At 39.8% G+C, this 17,606-nt stretch carries 25 protein-coding genes; 3 read left to right on the top strand and 22 right to left on the bottom strand.

What is annotated here, in order from left to right; genetic code table 11:
• Positions 1 to 224 precede the first annotated feature (224 nt).
• Positions 225 to 398, bottom strand: coding sequence for a hypothetical protein (locus AMD01_RS24305; protein ID WP_157052804.1), 174 nt, complete (start codon positions 396 to 398; stop codon positions 225 to 227).
• A gap of 243 nt (positions 399 to 641) precedes the next feature.
• Here AMD01_RS24305 and pdaB point away from each other — a divergent pair, with 243 nt between their 5' ends.
• The gene (pdaB, locus tag AMD01_RS20460) at positions 642 to 1,406 is read left to right on the top strand and encodes a polysaccharide deacetylase family sporulation protein PdaB (protein ID WP_053403319.1); all 765 of its coding nucleotides are present in this window, start codon (positions 642 to 644) and stop codon (positions 1,404 to 1,406) included.
• Between the two features lie 26 nt (positions 1,407 to 1,432).
• Here the strand turns inward: pdaB and AMD01_RS20455 are convergent, their stop codons facing one another.
• Positions 1,433 to 2,077 carry a KinB-signaling pathway activation protein gene (locus AMD01_RS20455; protein ID WP_053403318.1) on the bottom strand — a complete coding sequence of 215 codons (645 nt, stop codon included), beginning with the start codon at positions 2,075 to 2,077 and terminating at the stop codon, positions 1,433 to 1,435.
• 152 nt (positions 2,078 to 2,229) lie between these two features.
• On the opposite strand from AMD01_RS20455, the gene gerD reads away from it, so the two are divergent.
• A complete protein-coding gene (gerD, locus tag AMD01_RS20450; protein ID WP_053403317.1) occupies positions 2,230 to 2,865 on the top strand; it encodes a spore germination lipoprotein GerD in 636 nt (211 codons plus the stop codon).
• A gap of 88 nt (positions 2,866 to 2,953) precedes the next feature.
• Here the strand turns inward: gerD and AMD01_RS20445 are convergent, their stop codons facing one another.
• The 4 genes from AMD01_RS20445 to AMD01_RS20430 all read right to left on the bottom strand — a co-directional run bounded on the left by AMD01_RS20445 (position 2,954) and on the right by AMD01_RS20430 (position 5,941).
• On the bottom strand, positions 2,954 to 4,000 hold the full coding sequence (locus tag AMD01_RS20445) for an Mrp/NBP35 family ATP-binding protein (protein ID WP_053403316.1): 1,047 nt from the start codon (positions 3,998 to 4,000) through the stop codon (positions 2,954 to 2,956).
• 122 nt (positions 4,001 to 4,122) lie between these two features.
• A complete protein-coding gene (gene cwlD, locus AMD01_RS20440) occupies positions 4,123 to 4,830 on the bottom strand; it encodes an N-acetylmuramoyl-L-alanine amidase CwlD (protein WP_053403315.1) in 708 nt (235 codons plus the stop codon).
• A 67-nt stretch (positions 4,831 to 4,897) separates the two neighbouring features.
• Positions 4,898 to 5,341 carry a DUF2521 family protein gene (locus tag AMD01_RS20435; protein WP_053403314.1) on the bottom strand — a complete coding sequence of 148 codons (444 nt, stop codon included), beginning with the start codon at positions 5,339 to 5,341 and terminating at the stop codon, positions 4,898 to 4,900.
• An 81-nt stretch (positions 5,342 to 5,422) separates the two neighbouring features.
• Positions 5,423 to 5,941, bottom strand: coding sequence for a DinB family protein (locus AMD01_RS20430; protein ID WP_053403313.1), 519 nt, complete (start codon positions 5,939 to 5,941; stop codon positions 5,423 to 5,425).
• A gap of 53 nt (positions 5,942 to 5,994) precedes the next feature.
• Here AMD01_RS20430 and AMD01_RS20425 point away from each other — a divergent pair, with 53 nt between their 5' ends.
• Positions 5,995 to 6,879 carry a metallophosphoesterase family protein gene (locus AMD01_RS20425; protein ID WP_053403312.1) on the top strand — a complete coding sequence of 295 codons (885 nt, stop codon included), beginning with the start codon at positions 5,995 to 5,997 and terminating at the stop codon, positions 6,877 to 6,879.
• Positions 6,880 to 6,935: 56 nt separating this feature from the next.
• On the opposite strand, the gene rpsI is transcribed toward AMD01_RS20425, so the two are convergent.
• From rpsI to rplO, 16 genes are all read right to left on the bottom strand, one after another.
• A complete protein-coding gene (gene rpsI, locus AMD01_RS20420) occupies positions 6,936 to 7,328 on the bottom strand; it encodes a 30S ribosomal protein S9 (protein WP_053403311.1) in 393 nt (130 codons plus the stop codon).
• Between the two features lie 21 nt (positions 7,329 to 7,349).
• On the bottom strand, positions 7,350 to 7,787 hold the full coding sequence (gene rplM, locus AMD01_RS20415; protein ID WP_053403310.1) for a 50S ribosomal protein L13: 438 nt from the start codon (positions 7,785 to 7,787) through the stop codon (positions 7,350 to 7,352).
• 152 nt (positions 7,788 to 7,939) lie between these two features.
• Entirely contained in the window at positions 7,940 to 8,683 is a 744-nt protein-coding gene (gene truA, locus AMD01_RS20410; RefSeq protein WP_053403309.1) for a tRNA pseudouridine(38-40) synthase TruA, read from the bottom strand.
• A 12-nt stretch (positions 8,684 to 8,695) separates the two neighbouring features.
• Positions 8,696 to 9,496 (bottom strand): energy-coupling factor transporter transmembrane component T family protein, encoded by an 801-nt coding sequence (locus tag AMD01_RS20405; protein WP_053403308.1) that lies wholly within the window; start codon positions 9,494 to 9,496, stop codon positions 8,696 to 8,698.
• Positions 9,489 to 10,361, bottom strand: coding sequence for an energy-coupling factor ABC transporter ATP-binding protein (locus AMD01_RS20400; protein ID WP_053403307.1), 873 nt, complete (start codon positions 10,359 to 10,361; stop codon positions 9,489 to 9,491). The genes AMD01_RS20405 and AMD01_RS20400 overlap by 8 nt, the downstream gene beginning before the upstream one ends.
• Positions 10,337 to 11,176 (bottom strand): energy-coupling factor ABC transporter ATP-binding protein, encoded by an 840-nt coding sequence (locus tag AMD01_RS20395; RefSeq protein ID WP_053403306.1) that lies wholly within the window; start codon positions 11,174 to 11,176, stop codon positions 10,337 to 10,339. Before AMD01_RS20395 ends, AMD01_RS20400 begins: the two co-directional genes overlap by 25 nt.
• Before the next feature lie 266 nt (positions 11,177 to 11,442).
• Positions 11,443 to 11,805 (bottom strand): 50S ribosomal protein L17, encoded by a 363-nt coding sequence (gene rplQ, locus AMD01_RS20390; RefSeq protein WP_053403305.1) that lies wholly within the window; start codon positions 11,803 to 11,805, stop codon positions 11,443 to 11,445.
• A gap of 45 nt (positions 11,806 to 11,850) precedes the next feature.
• Positions 11,851 to 12,795, bottom strand: a complete 945-nt coding sequence (locus AMD01_RS20385; protein WP_053403304.1) for a DNA-directed RNA polymerase subunit alpha — start codon at positions 12,793 to 12,795, stop codon at positions 11,851 to 11,853.
• A 183-nt stretch (positions 12,796 to 12,978) separates the two neighbouring features.
• Positions 12,979 to 13,368, bottom strand: a complete 390-nt coding sequence (rpsK, locus tag AMD01_RS20380; protein WP_053403303.1) for a 30S ribosomal protein S11 — start codon at positions 13,366 to 13,368, stop codon at positions 12,979 to 12,981.
• Between the two features lie 25 nt (positions 13,369 to 13,393).
• Positions 13,394 to 13,759: a 30S ribosomal protein S13 gene (rpsM, locus tag AMD01_RS20375; RefSeq protein ID WP_053403302.1), complete on the bottom strand. Its 366-nt coding sequence runs from the start codon at positions 13,757 to 13,759 to the stop codon at positions 13,394 to 13,396.
• Between the two features lie 34 nt (positions 13,760 to 13,793).
• Positions 13,794 to 13,907, bottom strand: coding sequence for a 50S ribosomal protein L36 (gene rpmJ, locus AMD01_RS20370; protein ID WP_003156543.1), 114 nt, complete (start codon positions 13,905 to 13,907; stop codon positions 13,794 to 13,796).
• A gap of 37 nt (positions 13,908 to 13,944) precedes the next feature.
• On the bottom strand, positions 13,945 to 14,163 hold the full coding sequence (infA, locus tag AMD01_RS20365; RefSeq protein WP_010285101.1) for a translation initiation factor IF-1: 219 nt from the start codon (positions 14,161 to 14,163) through the stop codon (positions 13,945 to 13,947).
• A gap of 233 nt (positions 14,164 to 14,396) precedes the next feature.
• The gene (gene map, locus AMD01_RS20360; protein WP_053403301.1) at positions 14,397 to 15,143 is read right to left on the bottom strand and encodes a type I methionyl aminopeptidase; all 747 of its coding nucleotides are present in this window, start codon (positions 15,141 to 15,143) and stop codon (positions 14,397 to 14,399) included.
• Positions 15,140 to 15,793 carry an adenylate kinase gene (locus tag AMD01_RS20355; protein ID WP_053403300.1) on the bottom strand — a complete coding sequence of 218 codons (654 nt, stop codon included), beginning with the start codon at positions 15,791 to 15,793 and terminating at the stop codon, positions 15,140 to 15,142. The genes map and AMD01_RS20355 overlap by 4 nt, the downstream gene beginning before the upstream one ends.
• 62 nt (positions 15,794 to 15,855) lie before the next feature.
• Positions 15,856 to 17,151, bottom strand: coding sequence for a preprotein translocase subunit SecY (secY, locus tag AMD01_RS20350; RefSeq protein WP_053403299.1), 1,296 nt, complete (start codon positions 17,149 to 17,151; stop codon positions 15,856 to 15,858).
• A complete protein-coding gene (rplO, locus tag AMD01_RS20345; RefSeq protein ID WP_053403298.1) occupies positions 17,151 to 17,591 on the bottom strand; it encodes a 50S ribosomal protein L15 in 441 nt (146 codons plus the stop codon). Before rplO ends, secY begins: the two co-directional genes overlap by 1 nt.
• Positions 17,592 to 17,606: the final 15 nt, after the last annotated feature.

Here is a 17,606-nt window from a genome sequence, read left to right as displayed (position 1 = left end):
TTGTCTTACTTTTAAAACGTTGACGTTTTGCTTGTTTTGTTCAGTTTTCAAAGTTCATCTCGCTCGTAAGCGACTTTCTTATCTTACCAAGTTCCATTTTCATTGTCAACACTTTTTTAAAAATGTTTTTTATGTAATGTTTTCCTCGGTTGTCTTAGCGACGTATAACAATATACCATCTTTTATAAACACAGGTCAATACATTTTTAAAAAAAGTTTAGTCTTTATTGTAATCTTCTTAGTAAGGCCTCGATCAGAAATGTTTTTTCTTCAATCCCTCTTCTTTTTAGATGGGACATTTTCTCTAAAATTAATAAGCTGCCAAGAACATTCATTTCTCTTTCTAATATGTCCGTTAACTCGTATCGTTCTTTATCATTCAAAAGAAAACCTCTCATGATTCTACCTCGTCGTTTCAATTTTTTCTATCTCTTCTACATCCTTTCTTCTTTTTCTTGCATTTAAACCTGATCACCTTATTTATTAGGTGATGTTTTTAAACGTACAAGCATAAAAATAAACTACACGAACCTAACTACCTTCACTTCTCTAGAGAATAACGCTCACCCCAAGAAATCTGTTAGGTACACTTCTTAGCGCTTTTTCTATATGAAGAGTATTGATCAAAAGGGGAGAAAACCATGAATTTCTTTTATGTCTTGCGTGCTAAACGAATCAAACAATTTAGTATTATTTTGTTTGCCGCTTTTTTCGCTGGGTTACTTCTGTATTCCCAAACCTTTTCTTTAAATCCTGTATTTAATACAAAGGATGGTCCGCGCGCTGTTTCCAAAAGCAAAAATGACACTAATAAAGTGGCGCTTACTTTTGATATTAGCTGGGGTGACGAAAACGCGATCCCAATTCTAGACAAGCTCAAAGAAGAGCATATTAAAAACTGTACCTTTTTCCTCTCAGCCTCATGGGCTGAACGACACCCAGATGTTGTGGAAAGAATTAAAAAAGATGGTCATGAGATTGGGAGCATGGGATATGACTATAAACCTTACACGTCCCTTGATGCACAGAAAGTTCGCCAAGACCTAGCAAAAGCCGAAAAAGTCTTTACGTCTTTGAACCTAAAGGATGTTACATTATTACGTCCACCATCCGGTCAGTTTAATAAAGAAACGCTTAAGATTGCCGAACAGCAAGGATATACCATCGTCCATTGGAGCGTAGATTCTAAGGATTGGACAAATCCTGGTGTTGATAAAATTGTTCAAAACGTGATCAATGACGTAGGAAGCGGGGATATTGTGTTGCTGCATGCTTCTGATTCAGCACAGCAAACTAAAAAAGCTCTTCCGATGATTATTGAAGAGATTAAGGATGAGGGTTTATCGATGATTAGTGTTTCCCAACTTATTTCAAATGCCCAATCAAAAAGTAGTGAAATTCATTAAAAACACTCGGCGTATGCCGAGTGTTTTTACATTGCTTTCATTCGGGCTGACGTATTACGGCGCTCACGCTGTGAATTTTGAATTAATCTCGGTAAAATTAGCAGCTGATACGCATTACAAATCAACAACGGATAAAGCATTAAGTATAACCAGCCTGTATCATTTGCTCGTAGGGCAGGAACCCACTCAATGATGGTTACCACAATCATGAAAAACAAACCAGGAATAAATGCTGCTTGGTTCGTCTGCTTTACTTTTATTAGCGCTACCACCAGACCCGCCACAACGACGATTCCTGCCATAATATAACGGGAAGGCGACACATCAGATTCAGTAGAAGAAGCCATAATAACTTGTAAGTACACCAAATCAAATAAAATGAAAGCAGTAAGCAGTACTTGAACAGAGTTCCACAGCGATACTGATCGACAAATTCCTAGCCCAAAGCGATGAATCGTTAAATAAGCGAAAAAGCCCATTTGACTGATAATACTGAAAATGAGACCGATACCGATGAACCACAAAAGAGCTGATAAAATTTCTCCTATATTAAACGATTGAAAAAACGGGCGATATTCTCCCCATTTTACTGCAAACCCCACAATACTTGCACTTAAAGCGCCAATCAATAGTGTCGATAAAAACAACCGAACCCAATTGCGACTATTCACTTCCACATCCCCCACTTAGAAAAAATAAACCGCTTTCTAAATTGTAACAATGCCTACTTGAAAAATCTAGGTGACGATTGATCAAATGCGCATAATTTTTTAGAAATACCTCATATTAAAAATAAGCATATTCTTGAAAGGAGCTTATCAAAATGAAAAAGAAAATGCTGCTCCTACTGTATGCAATCTTATGCGCATTTGTATTAAATGCATGTGCACCTCAACAAGATGACAGCAACCGTATGGATTACGACCAAACAAAGAAAATGATTGTAGATATTTTGAAAACAGATGAAGGCAAGAAAGCTATCGAAAATATCTTACAAGATGAACAAATAAAAAAGACCTTGGTTATGGATCAAGCTATGGTAAAGCAGACCATTCAGTCAACCCTTACTTCAAAAAAGGGCATGGAGTTTTGGAAAGAGGCTTTCAATGATCCTCAGTTTGTTAAAACGTTTGCGAAAAGCTTACGAAGTGAGCACGAAGATCTTTTAAAGCAATTAATGAAAGATCCTGATTATCAGGCATTATTACTAGACGTCTTTAAAAATCCTGAAATGCAGAAACAAATGGCTCAAGCCATGAAGACCCAAGACTTTCGTAAAAACATGCAAAAAGTCATTGTAGAAACGCTAGACAGCCCCCTATATAAAGCAAAACTTGAAGCTATTATTCAAAAAGCTGTTCAACAGTCTACAGATACGAGCAGTGGAAAAGAAAATAAAAAGCAAGAAGATGACTCATCAGGATCTGGTTCAGACCAAGAGCAACAGCAAAACCAATAGTCATAATCCATTTACGTAACATTACAGCGCTTATAAGAATACGTAGGAACTTAGCAAAAAGAGTATGCCGCAGCATACTCTTTTTTCGTTATTGACAGGCTTGGACCACTTTTTTAGCAATATCCAAATAAATTTGACCTAACTGATGGTCAGAGTCGTATACAGAAGGTGCAAAGTCATCGTCATTCCAATCAGGTTGACGTAACGGAAGCTTGCCTAAAATTTCGGTTTGCAATTCTTCGGCTAGCTTTTCGCCACCACCTTTTCCGAATACATATTCCTTCTCACCTGTTAGCTTGCTCTCAAAATATGCCATATTCTCAACGACACCAATAACTTCATGGTCCGTACGGATAGCCATTGCACCAGCTCTAGCTGCAACGAACGCAGCAGTTGGATGAGGTGTTGAAACAATTACTTCTTTACATGAAGGAAGCATAGAGTGAACATCTAACGCCACGTCTCCTGTCCCTGGAGGTAGATCTAATAGTAAATAGTCTAAATCGCCCCATTCTACTTCAGAGAAGAAGCTATTTAACATTTTACCAAGCATCGGACCACGCCAAATGACCGGCGCGTTATCTTCCACGAAGAAGCCCATGGAAATGACCTTAACGCCAAAGCGCTCTACAGGAATAATTCGATCCCCACGAACAATCGGTCGTTGTGTAATCCCCATCATGTCTGGAACACTAAATCCGTAGATATCTGCATCCACAAGGCCCACTTTCTTACCAAGCTTCGCTAAGGCAACAGCAAGGTTGACAGAAACCGTCGATTTCCCTACGCCCCCCTTACCACTAGCAATGGCGATGTATTGTGTATCTAATGGTCCTGAAGACGTTTTATCATCAGTCATCGACCCTCTAAATTCTTGAAGTTCTTCTGGAGATAATTCTTCAAAGCGCAAGCCTACGGTCTCAGCTCCAGCTTCTTTCAACAGGTTCACAATTTCCCCTTGCAATTTCATTTGTTCCCCAGTTCCAGTTTTCACTAGAGCAATTTTAACACTTACATGCTGCTTTTCTTCTTTAATCTTTATTTCACGAATGGCATTTGTGTCCGCCAAACTTTTATGTAAAAATGGGTCGTTTAATGAAGCTAATAATTGATGTACTCGTTCTTGTGTTAACATTCTCCCACCGCCTAAAAATCTATTGTTATCGCTACCATTATAACATAATTCAGATTAATAAAACGATTCAATGCTCAGATGGTTCCTATAAATGAAAAAAGGAAGATGAAATATCCTCCTTTTTACTTAATCGTCTCTTCCGTTAAATAACGATTGACCCCTTCATAGATGGATTCTGCTATTTTACGCTGATATTTCTTTGTTTGTAACAATTCCCGTTCCGCACGGTTCGAGAGAAAACCTACCTCCACCAATGCTCCTGGAACCTTTGCATGCTTCAGTAAATAGATCCCTTGTATAGGTTTTGCATCCCGGTCCGTATTTTTCAGGTTGTCTTTTATTTCAGCTTGAATGAACTTAGCTAAGTTCTTATTTTCTTCTAGTGATCCATGATAGAAGGTTTGTGCTCCACGCCACTTAGCAGATGGAATAGCATTTAAGTGAATGCTAAGATACATATCAGCACTTGATTCATTGATGAGCTTTAGGCGCTTTTTCAAATCTTCTACTTTCCTACGTCCATACCCCTTAATCTGTTCATCAGCCAAGTCATAGTCATCATCTCGAGTCATCATGACAAGAGCTCCTTGTCCTTGCAAATAATCGCGAATCATTAGAGAAATTTTTAGCGTTACGTCCTTCTCAAGCACTTCATCTCCTACCGCACCACCATCTGGACCACCGTGGCCTGCATCAATAATGACAATCTTTCCGCTGAGTGGTAAATTCCATGATTTCCATGAATTTCGTTGTGTAATTTGATGCTGAATCATAACTCCAAGCAAAATAAGAACGATTGTTGCTACAAGCGCAATTTTATACTTTTTCATCTCATCCCTCCAGCCAGTCCCACCTCTTTACTCTATATGGGACAACGGGAGGTTTTATGAATATTTTTTACTTGAGTCTAAGCAGATACCGCTTTTTCCCCTTATCAAATCCATCTCTCCACCATTCAGATACAAATTGCTCGCAAGTGTAATAAATACCGTCTTGAGACATACTCAACTGACCTAAAGGAGACCAAAACGTAACATATTCATATAGGGCATCTGTCAAGAGTTTCTGTTCATCTAAGCACCTTTCGTTCACCATTCGCTCTTCTTCCCCACGGTAGCCAAAATGACTAAATCTTGCCCCTAGAAGAAAAGATTCAATTGCGATGTCCATACAGCCGTCTTCTAACGTAGACACCTTATAGTCTTTCCCAACGAAAAATGGCAAAAAGCTTTGCTTCACTCGATCTTTCAACAACACAAGAGAGAGTTCCCGTAAAACCTTTCGTTCGTATAACATCTGCTTTTCTCTTCTTTTTTGCTGCAAGGTGTGACTAACCTTCATGATGCTACCCCCTTTTTTACATATTTTCTACACATGTGGTATTCTCATGCGCTAGAGGAAGCAACAAGAAGGTGGTAATTATTACGAACTATAAAGGACGTCTTTTATCTGGTTAAAATGATGTTCATCATGTTTTAATAATCCCATAAAATACGTTGCCAATAATAACGAGGTAGCTCTAAAGGAATACTCTCTATCCCAAACATACGGAGGGAAATGCTGAATAGCCTCTATTAGTTCCTCTCTCGTCTGAATAAACCGTTGGATCACTTCCTCTTGAGTTTGAGAACGACTCATTTGGACTGCCTCTTCATTAAACACTTCAACATGAGGAGCTGGTGGGAAAGGCTCATCACTCATTACATAAGGAAGTCTCTTTGCCACCACAAACTCATCCCAGTAAACGAGGTGGCCAATTACCTCAGCTACTGTCCATTTCCCTGATGAAACGGGCGTTTTCCACGCAATCTCTTTTATGGTACTCAGTCCCTTAACCGTCCGGATAGTTTCTTTGTAGTGCTCGATAATCAACCATTTGCTCTCTTTCATTACCCAATTCCACTCCCAAAACTCCCGTCCTAAAGACAAGCGTACAAGCAAAATATTCTTCCTCTCATATTATATAGTACAGGCTTCCTGAAAGGAGAGAGAAAATGCCCACTTTAAATGAGTTAGCTTTTAAAAACCTACAAGCAGTTAATAGACATTTAGCACATAAAGATCATTTTACTTTTGTCTTCCTAGGAGATTCTAGAAATACGGCGTCAAACCCTATTAATAAAAAAGTGTTAGATGATATTTTGGATCAGATTAATAAGCTTTCCGAAACACCTGCTTTTGTTTTACAAGGAGGAGATTTAGCTTATCAAGGTACAGTCTCTAACTTGAAGCAATTTAGAAGCATCGTAGAGCATCATCCATTAGTCCGAAAAAAGAAAGTGCCTTTTTTCGCCCTACCAGGCAATCACGAAGTATATTTACCAAATAATCAGTACCAGTTTAGCTTACGAAATTTCCGAGAAATCATCGGGAGTACCCGCTTTGTCATCTCCATTCCTAAATTCAAGTTTAATGTCTTAGCGATGAACAACGTAACAAGCTTAAAACCTGATGGAACAAAAATTCATTACGGCTTCTCCAATAACGCACTAAACTTTATGGATGCTCAAATTCACAAAAACAAATACGGACGAACAGCTATCGCTTTTCATACTCCTCCGAACTTCGGCTGCTGGGCGGATCACGGGATGGATCAGAAGCAAACCGATCGCTTTTTGAAAAACGTTGTTGATCACCATACAAACCAAATTCCACTTGTTTTAGTGAACCATATCCATGCTTATAGCTTTAAGAAAAAAGATGGTGTTCCTTATATATTATCTGGCGGCGCTGGGGCACCGCTGGTTTCAAAAGAGGAATATCCTTGTACAGATCCAGTGTTCAACTTTACTGTTTTTAAAGTAACCAAGCACTCTGTCACAGGAACGGTGTATAAGAAGAAGGGGAACCACTGGGTAAAATCAATTATCCATCTGTAACAAATAAAAAAAAGACTCCCAACCAAAATGGTTGAGAGTCTTTTTGTACACCAAAATTAACGTTTTGAGAACTGAGGTGCACGACGAGCGCCTTTAAGACCGTATTTTTTACGTTCTTTCATACGAGCGTCACGAGTTAATAGACCAGCGCGTTTTAGAGTTGGACGGTATTCAGGATCTGCTTGTAATAAAGCACGAGCGATACCGTGACGAATAGCACCAGCTTGACCAGTGTATCCACCACCATCAACGTTTACTAGTACGTCATAGTTACCTACTGTTTCAGTTGCAACTAATGGTTGTTTAACAACTTCTCTTAATGCAGCGAATGGAATGTATTTTTCGATTTCACGACCGTTGATTACGATGTTACCGTTACCAGGTACTAGACGTACACGAGCAACAGAACTCTTACGACGGCCAGTTCCGTAATATTGTACTTGTGCCAAGATTAAAACCTCCCTTTAAAATTATCCGCGAAGTTCGTAAACTTCTGGTTTTTGTGCTTGGTGGTTATGAGTGTCACCAGCGTATACATGTAATTTCTTGAACATTTGACGACCTAGGCTACCTTTTGGAAGCATACCTTTGATCGCTAGTTCAAGCATTTTTTCAGAGTAGTTAGTACGCATTTCTAATGCTGTACGTTGCTTTAAACCACCTGGATGTTGAGTATGACGGTAGTAAATTTTGTCAGTTAATTTTTTACCAGTCAATTCAATTTTAGATGCGTTAAGAATAATTACGTGATCACCAGTATCAACGTGTGGTGTGTAAGTTGGTTTATGTTTACCGCGTAAAAGTGTAGCAACTTCAGTTGCAAGACGACCTAAAGTTTTACCTTCAGCATCGACAACGAACCATTTTCGTTCTACTTCGTTTGCTTTCGCCATGAAAGTTGTGCGCATGAGTTTCCCTCCTAATTTCATTCATAATATCATTATTTCAACCTTATATTTCAACACGATTAATTTCCGGGGCTAACCGTGGGGTTAAAATACATACCATAGGATATATTATATCTTTGTGATGGTAATGTCAAGAAAATGTTACACCAGGTTTAGTTGTCATAAGTTACTCTCCACAGATACAATCCATGGCCTGGGGCTGTTTTTCCAACATTTTCTCGTTTTTTCTGTTCTAAAATTTTTTTTACGTCTAGAGAATTGATCTTTCCTCTCCCTACTTCTAGTAACGTACCGACTAAAATACGAACCATATTGTAGAGGAATCCACTTCCAATAAATCGGAAAACAAGTTCATCATTCTCTTCGAAAAAATCGATCTCATAAATGGTGCGGACCTTATTTTCTTTGTCCGTCTTCATGGAACAAAAGCTCGTAAAATCATGCGTTCCAATCAGATATTGCAGCGACTCTCTCATCTCTTCGTAATTCAAGGAATACGGATAGTGAAATGCATACGCTCGACTAAACACATCGCGCTCTTTAGATCGCAAGACGCGATAGCGATATTCCTTCGAAGTAACGTCGTAGCGGGCATGAAAGCCTTCACTTACAGCTTCTACATCCTTTACAACTACATCCATCGGAAGAGATGAATTTAATGCTTGTATCCAATTTCTACTAGGGATAGCAAGGGGGCTATCAAAATGAATGACTTGTCCATATGCATGTACAGTAGCATCCGTACGACCCGAGGCTTGAATTTTAATCTCTGAGCCCTTGTGAATTCGTTTTAAAGCCTTTTCTACTTCTCCCTGTACAGTTCGTTGATCAGGCTGACTTTGGAAACCAGCAAATAAGGTTCCATCATATGAGATCGTGCATTTTATTCTGTTCATATTACCTTCCACCTAAAAATACCGAATAACGATTAATAATAGCGTCACGACTAGCAAACTAACTAAGATAATGGTATCAATCGCCTGCCATTGCAATTGTCTAAACTTTGTGCGGCCTTCTCCACCCTTATACCCTCTTGCTTCCATTGCAATAGAGAGCTCCTCGGCTCGTTTAAAGGCGCTTATAAACAACGGGACAAGCAAAGGTACTACTGCCTTCATTCGGTCCTTAAACGGGCCGCTAGATATGTCTACTCCTCTGGCCGTTTGAGCCTTCATAATTTTTTGGGTCTCATCAAGCAATGTTGGAATGAAACGGAGTGAGATTGACATCATCAGCGCTAATTCATGAACAGGAAAGCGCACCTTCTTAAGGGGATTCAATAAGCTTTCCATTCCGTCCGTAACTTGAATAGGCGTTGTTGTCAGCGTTAAGAGTGTTGTAACACTAACTAAAAGGAAAAAGCGCAGCGAGATGTAAATACCTTGTCTTAACCCTTCTTCATAAATGGTTAGCCATCCCCATTTTAGGAGGACCTCGCCTTCCTTGTTTAAAAAGATCTGGATTAAGAACGTAAACACCGCAATAAAGACCACCGGTTTGAGTCCTTTTAAAAAATAAGAAAGCGGTACTTTACTCATGGCTACTAAAAGAGCGGTATAAAGTAATAAAAGTCCGTAACCTGCTGTGCTATTTGCTAAAAAGACAATAACGACAAAAAAGAACACCAATAGCAGTTTAGCACGAGGGTCCATCCTGTGCAGAGGAGAATTACCTGGTACATAGCGTCCAATAATAACTGAATCAAGCATGATGATCACCCTTTTGTGCTAAGCGTTTGATTTGCTCCACTGCCTCATCAAATGTGACGGCTTTGTCTGGTAGTAGAATTCCGAGCTTTTGCTCTAGCTTCATCATAAACGCTAGTGGCTCTGGCACATCCAATCCAAACTGTGATAATTCATCCTGACGATTAAATACTTCTTTCGGCGAACCCTTCATCACAATTGTACCTTGATTCATAACAACAATTTCATCTGCGTAGGAGGCTGCATCCTCCATGCTATGAGTAACCAGGACAGTCGTCAGGTTCTTTTCTTTATGCAGCCTTGTAACAAGGCCCATAATTTCTTTACGACCTCGTGGGTCAAGTCCTGCAGTAGGTTCGTCCAAAACAAGAACTTCGGGGTCCATTGCTAGAATACCGGCAATTGCAACACGTCTCATTTGTCCACCACTTAAATCAAACGGAGACTTCTCTAATACCTCTAGTGGTAAACCTACTAGCTGGACTAATTCCTTTGCTTTTGCTTTCGCTTCGTCTAAAGGCATACCGAAGTTAGTGGGCCCAAAGCAAATATCTTTTTCAACCGTTTCTTCAAAAAGCTGATGCTCTGGAAATTGAAACACCACGCCTACTCTCTTTCGAATATCTTTGAGATCTTTGTCTTTTTTCTTGGCGTGAATCGTACGTTCACCAATTTGAATGGAACCATCCGTAGGTTTTAATAAAGCATTTAAATGCTGAATAATCGTCGACTTTCCAGATCCAGTATGCCCAATAATTGCCACAAATTTACCCGACGGAATAGTGAAGTCTAGATCGTACAAGGCGATGCGTTCAAATGGTGTATTCGGCTGATATTTATGCGCTACATTTTTGAATATAATGTCCATAGTTCATTCACCAAATCCTCATGTGTTAAATGAAGGTTCTTTAGAGGGATTTTTGATTTTTGTAAGACTTGACTAAGCTGGATAGAAAACGGTAAATCTAGACCGATATCCGTTAAGGTTTGACCTAATTGGAATACTTCACTAGGTGTACCTTCTGCGAATTTTTGTCCGTGGTTTAAGACGATTGCTCGGTCTGCCATTGCGACTTCATTTAAATCATGTGTAATGGAGATAACCGTAATTTGTTGCTCGTCCTTTAGCTTTCTTACCGTTTCTAAAACCTCTTGTCTTCCCTTTGGATCTAGCATAGAGGTTGCCTCGTCGAGGATAATAATTGAGGGTTGCACAGCAAGAACTCCAGCGATAGCTACACGCTGCTTCTGCCCACCGGATAAATGATGCGGCTCATGCTCACGGAATGCCTCCATGTTCACAAGTTGAATTGCTTCCTCTATTCTCTCCCTCATTGTTTCTACAGGAACACCGTTGTTTTCAAGGCCAAACGCCATATCGTCCAAAACAGTCGCCCCTACGAATTGGTTATCAGGATTCTGAAATACCATCCCGATTCGCTTACGGATATCCCATATGGTTTCTTCGGTAAGAAGTAAGCCACCTACCTCTATCGTGCCGGACTCAGGCATTAATAAACCATTCAATAACTTCGCTAAAGTTGATTTACCAGAGCCATTATGGCCTACAATTGCGAGCCATTCACCCTTAAAGGCAGAAAATGAAATATCATTAAGCGTCCATTCTTTCTCTTCTTCATAACGAAAGAATAAACTATTCACGTCTAAAATAACTTCAGACATAGCTATCCTCCTGTTCATACTAGACTTTCTCTTCTAGGAAACCTTCAAGTACCATGGAATACTGCAGGTTGTTCTCATATATGAGCTACATGCAGTCCATTTCTTGAATAACTCAGACTTTTTCCGCAGCCTGCTAATTCTTACTATGCTAAAAAGAGCGGTTCATCCAGCCGTAGCTGGATAAAACCTCCCTCTGTCGATAAAAATATACAAAAAAAGGGCTGAGACAAGTCCTAAACTGTCGCGCCCTTTTAGGAATACAAATATTAAACTAATTCAATGATAGCCATTGGAGCTCCGTCTCCACGACGAGGTCCAACTTTAAGAATACGAGTGTATCCGCCTTGGCGTTCCTCGTAACGAGTTGCGATGTCACTGAAAAGTTTTTGTAAAGCGTCTTGATTTGTCTCAGCGTTAGCTACTTCGTTACGAATGTAAGCAGCAGCTTGGCGGCGAGCGTGTAAATCTCCACGTTTACCTAAAGTGATCATTTTTTCTACAACAGAACGTAATTCTTTCGCACGTGTTTCAGTAGTTTCAATACGCTCGTTGATGATTAAGTCAGTAGTTAAATCACGAAGAAGTGCTTTACGTTGAGCACTTGTGCGACCTAATTTACGGTATCCCATTGAGGTCCCCTCCTTTGTAGATAGTCGTTCAAGCAGATTAGAAAATCAATCGTCTTTGCGTAAGCCTAGACCTAATTCTTCTAATTTTGCTTTTACTTCCTCTAATGATTTACGTCCTAAGTTGCGGACTTTCATCATATCTTCTTCTGTTTTATTAGCAAGCTCTTGAACGGTATTAATACCAGCTCGTTTTAAGCAGTTATATGAACGGACAGAAAGATCAAGTTCTTCGATCGTCATTTCAAGGACTTTCTCTTTTTGATCTTCCTCTTTTTCGACCATGATTTCCGCTTTTTGAGCTTCATCTGTTAAGTTAACAAAAATATTTAGGTGTTCCGTTAAGATCTTAGCACCTAAAGCCACAGCTTTTTCAGGCTCAATACTACCATCAGTCCATACATCTAATGTAAGCTTATCGTAATTAGTCATTTGACCAACACGCGTATTTTCTACATAGTAAGCTACACGAGTAATAGGAGTATAGATAGAATCGATTGGAATAACACCAATTGGTTGATCCTCACGTTTGTTTGAAACAGCAGGGTTATAACCACGACCTGGTCTAGCCGTCAATCTTACGCGTAGATGTGCATCTTTTTCAAGAGTAGCGATGTGAAGATCCGGGTTTAGAATTTCGACATCACTGTCTGCTTGAATGTCAGCAGCAGTAACAGCGCCTTGGCCTTGAATATCAATTTCTAGTGTTTTCTCGTCTTCAGAGTAAATCTTAAGAGCAAGCTTCTTGATGTTAAGGATGATATTTGTTACGTCCTCAACAACACCAGGGATTGTTGAAAATTCATGTAGGACACCATCAATTTGGATAGATGTCACAGCGGCACCAGGGAGTGAGGATAATAGGATACGACGTAAGGAGTTACCCAAAGTAGTTCCATATCCACGCTCAAGTGGTTCGACGACAAATTTACCGTACTTTCTATCATCGCTGATTTCTACCGTTTCGATTTTTGGCTTTTCAATCTCTATCATTTATAAACCCTCCTTCAAAACGTCGAAACCTCGGCTAGACAGTGATCAAGTTCTCCTGATCGTCTAACCGAAATTCCCTATTAGACAGTTCCCGAATGTGCACAACAAATGGAATAACAGTTTGTAATTAACTATTCTATACCATATCCATTATAGACAATAGTACAAAATCTATACCATTAATTACACACGACGACGTTTTGGTGGACGGCAACCGTTATGAGGTACTGGAGTAACGTCTTTAATAGCAGTTACTTCAAGACCTGCAGCTTGAAGTGCACGGATAGCAGCTTCGCGTCCTGCACCAGGGCCTTTAACAGTTACTTCTAGAGTTTTCATACCATTATCTTGAGATACTTTTGCTGCAGTTTCAGCTGCCATTTGTGCTGCGAATGGAGTAGATTTACGAGAACCTCTGAATCCAAGAGCACCAGCGCTTGACCAAGCAATAGCATTACCATGAACGTCTGTAATCGTTACGATTGTGTTGTTGAACGTTGAACGGATATGAGCAATACCACTTTCAATATTCTTTTTAACACGACGTTTACGAGTGTTAGTTTTGCGAGCCATTTAGATTAACCTCCCTTACTAATAATTATTTCTTTTTGTTCGCTACAGTACGACGAGGACCTTTACGTGTACGAGCATTGTTTTTAGAGTTCTGACCACGAACTGGTAAACCACGACGGTGGCGGATACCACGGTATGAACCGATTTCGATTAAACGTTTGATGTTTAATGAAATTTCACGGCGAAGGTCACCTTCTACCTTGTATGCATCCATAATATCACGGATTTTACCTAATTCTTCTTCTGTTAGATCGCGAACACGAGTATTTTCAGAAACTCCAGCTTCAGCTAGAACCTTTTGAGCTGTTTGGCGGCCAATACCATAAATATAAGTTAAAGAAATTACTACACGTTTGTCACGAGGAATATCTACACCAGCAATACGTGCCATTTAAGCGTGCACCTCCTTGTTATTATCGTTGTTATTAACCTTGTTTTTGTTTATGTTTAGGGTTTTCACAAATAACCATTACTTTCCCTTTTCTGCGGATAACTTTACACTTTTCGCAGATCGGTTTTACCGATGGTCTGACTTTCATTATTCATACCTCCTTGATCGTACGGAGTGCATAGGTTTTATTTGAATCGGTACGTAATTCTACCACGAGTTAAATCATATGGTGATAATTCAACAGTTACTTTGTCACCAGGTAAGATTCGGATGAAGTGCATACGAATTTTACCAGAAACGTGAGCCAGAACTGTATGACCATTTTCTAATTCTACCTTGAACATTGCATTTGGTAAAGTCTCAGCGACCGTACCTTCCACTTCAATTACATCGTCTTTCGCCATTAAATTGCTCTCCTTTCTATGGAACAAGTAGCAAGCTTTTTACTATAACGCAGAGAACCTGTTCTGTACATTCGGAGATTCGTAATCATTAAATTCAAGATGAATAACGTTTTTATAAACATCTTTACCAAATTAGCAGCAATTCAGACGAAACGATCATCGTGAATTTAGATAATTACCTTCTACTGTCCTTATAACTAACGAAGATTCGATAGAGATTTAGACAACGTTGCTTATAGAGCTGTTAGAATCTCAAATCCAGACTCAGTGATTGCAATCGTATGCTCGAAGTGAGCACACATCTTACCGTCTACGGTAACGACTGTCCAGTCATCTGAAAGAGTCCTAACATAGCGTTTCCCGGCATTAACCATTGGCTCAATTGCCAATACCATACCTGGTCGCAAACGTGGACCTTGGTTTGGTGGACCGTAGTGAGGAATTTGAGGATCCTCATGTAAATCCTGACCTACACCATGACCAACGTATTCTCTTACAACGGAAAAGTTATGGGCCTCTACGTAAGTTTGAATAGCGTGTGAAATATTAGACAAACGATCACCTGGTTTAGCTTGCTCTAAACCTTTATAAAGCGATTGTTCAGTAACATCTAATAATCGCTGCGTTTCTTCATCCACGTTTCCTACTGCATATGTCCATGCAGAGTCACCGTGATAACCTTTGTAGCGAGCACCAATATCTATACTGATGATGTCACCTTCGTTTAATACTCGGTCACCTGGGATCCCGTGCACTAATTCTTCGTTGACCGAAGCACAAATGCTTCCGCGAAAACCATTATACCCTTTAAACGAAGGAAATGCATCATGTTTACGAATAAACTTCTCTGCAATTTCATCCAATTTCTTGGTTGTAATCCCCGGTTGAATGTGTTTCTTCAACTCCTGATGGGTTAGAGCCACAATACGACCAGCTTCACGCATGATCGCTAGTTCACGTGGAGTTTTGCAAATAATCATTTGCTTAATCCTCCAAGCAACTTACGAACATCTTCGAATACATCGTTAATGTCTTGTTGCCCGTTCACATTGCGTAGGTATCCTTTTTCCTCATAGAAGGCAAGGAGTGGTTTTGTTTGCTTCACGTTTACTTCTAAACGAGTTGCAACTGTTTCACTGTTATCATCGGCGCGTTGGTAAAGCTCGCCACCACACTTATCACATACACCCTCTTTTGCAGGAGGATTAAATACTAAGTGATAGGTTGCACCGCAATCTTTACAAATGCGTCGACCAGTCAAACGCTCCATAAGAACACTTTGATCTACATCAATGTTAATCACGTAATCAATTTTGCGTCCTAATTCTGCTAGCATTGTTTCAAGAGCATCTGCTTGAGCAACTGTTCTTGGAAAGCCGTCTAGTAAGAAGCCTTTTACGCAATCATCTTTTGATAAACGCTCACGCACAATTCCGATTGTTACTTCATCCGGAACAAGTTCACCTTTATCAATGTATGATTTAGCTTCTAAACCTAACTCAGTGCCTTCCTTCATAGCAGCTCGGAACATGTCTCCTGTTGAGATATGAGGGATATCATAATTTTCAACAATGCGTTCTGCTTGGGTACCTTTACCTGCACCAGGAAGTCCCATTAAAACTAAGTTCATTTTATTGCCCCCTCAGTCTCTAATCAGTCTAATGGAAAGCACGTCGCTCCCCATTAAACCTTTTATTTAATGAACCCTCTATAATGACGTTTTACAAGCTGGCTTTCCAGCTGTTTCATCGTTTCAAGGGCCACCCCTATTACGATCAGTAAGCTTGTTCCACCAATCTGTGCAGATTGAGGCAAGTTAGCGACCTTAATAAAGATAACAGGAAGAACCGCAATGACTGCTAAAAAGATCGATCCAACAAGTGTGAGTCGATATAACAATTTAGTTAAGTACTCTTGCGTACTTTTTCCTGGTCGAATACCTGGGATATAACCGCCTTGCTTTTTCAAATTATCAGCCACTTGCTCAGGATTAACCTGAACAAAGGTATAGAAATAAGAGAAAGCAATAATAAGTACTATATAAACAATCATACCTATTGGCTGTGTATAATCAAAGGTCTTCTCTATCCATCTCGTTACATCATTTGAGCCAAAAAATGATGCAATCGTTCTTGGAGTAACAACAAATGATATTGCGAAGATAACCGGGATAACACCAGCAGCATTTACTTTTAACGGTAAATGAGTGGATTGCCCGCCACTTACTGTAGTAGGACCTGCAGCTCGTTTCGCATATTGAATGGGAATCTTACGTAACGCTTGTTGGAAGTAAATAACCCCAACTACGATTGCAAGAATAGCCACCGCAATGATTACTACCTTCACAATACTTAAAAACAACTGGTCCCCAACATCTTCAAATTGTTGCGCGTAAATTTGGTTGATAGTCGTCGGAATTCCTGCCGCAATCCCAGCAAAGATGATAATGGAAATGCCGTTCCCTACACCTTTAGCCGTAATCTGCTCACCAAGCCATACTAAAAACGCAGTACCTGCTGTTAATACTACAGCGATCAGTAGATACGTTGAAATTCCGGGATTTTGAATGAGCTGTCCATTGGTCATATTATTAAAACCTATAGACATACCCAAAGCTTGGATAAATCCAAGCACAATTGTTCCATAACGAGTTAACTGAGTTAATTTACGGCGTCCAACTTCACCTTGTTTGGACCATTCTGTAAATTTAGGTACAACATCCATCTGTAGCAACTGCATAATGATGGATGCTGTGATGTATGGCATAATACCCATTGCAAGAATGGAGAAATTCTTAAGGGCACCGCCACCAAACGTATTTAGTACACCAAACACGTTCAGCTCATCTTGGACTCTTAGCACATCAGTGTTTACGCTAGGTACAGGTATAAATGTACCAAGACGGAAAATGATGAGCATTACCAGTGTGAAAAGAATTTTATTTCTTATATCACGCACGCGCATAAAATTGGAGATTGTTTGAAACATTAGATCACCTCAGTTGTACCGCCTGCAGCTTCGATAGCTTCTTTAGCAGTAGAGGAGAATTTAGCCGCTTTAATAGTTAGCTTTTTGTTTAAAGAACCTTGGCCAAGAATTTTAACACCTGATTTTACGTTGCTTACTAGACCAGTTTCAACTAATAATTCTGGTGTTACTTCTGTACCGTCTTCAAAGCGATTTAAAGCATCTAAGTTCACGATTGCGAATTCTTTACGGTTAATGTTTGTGAAACCGCGTTTAGGTAGACGACGGAATAAAGGAGTTTGACCACCTTCAAATCCAAGTCTTACGCCACCGCCAGAACGAGCGTTTTGACCTTTGTGACCTTTACCTGCAGTTTTACCATTACCTGATCCGATACCACGTCCAACACGATTACGTGTTTTACGAGAACCTTCAGCTGGTTGTAGCTCATGAAGTTTCATCCGGAGCACCTCCTT

Origin of the sequence: Priestia koreensis, assembly GCF_001274935.1 — a bacterium.
GTDB lineage: Bacteria > Bacillota > Bacilli > Bacillales > Bacillaceae_H > Bacillus_AG > Bacillus_AG koreensis.
Note: the sequence above shows the minus strand (reverse complement) of the source record. Positions and strands in the feature narration are given on the sequence as shown.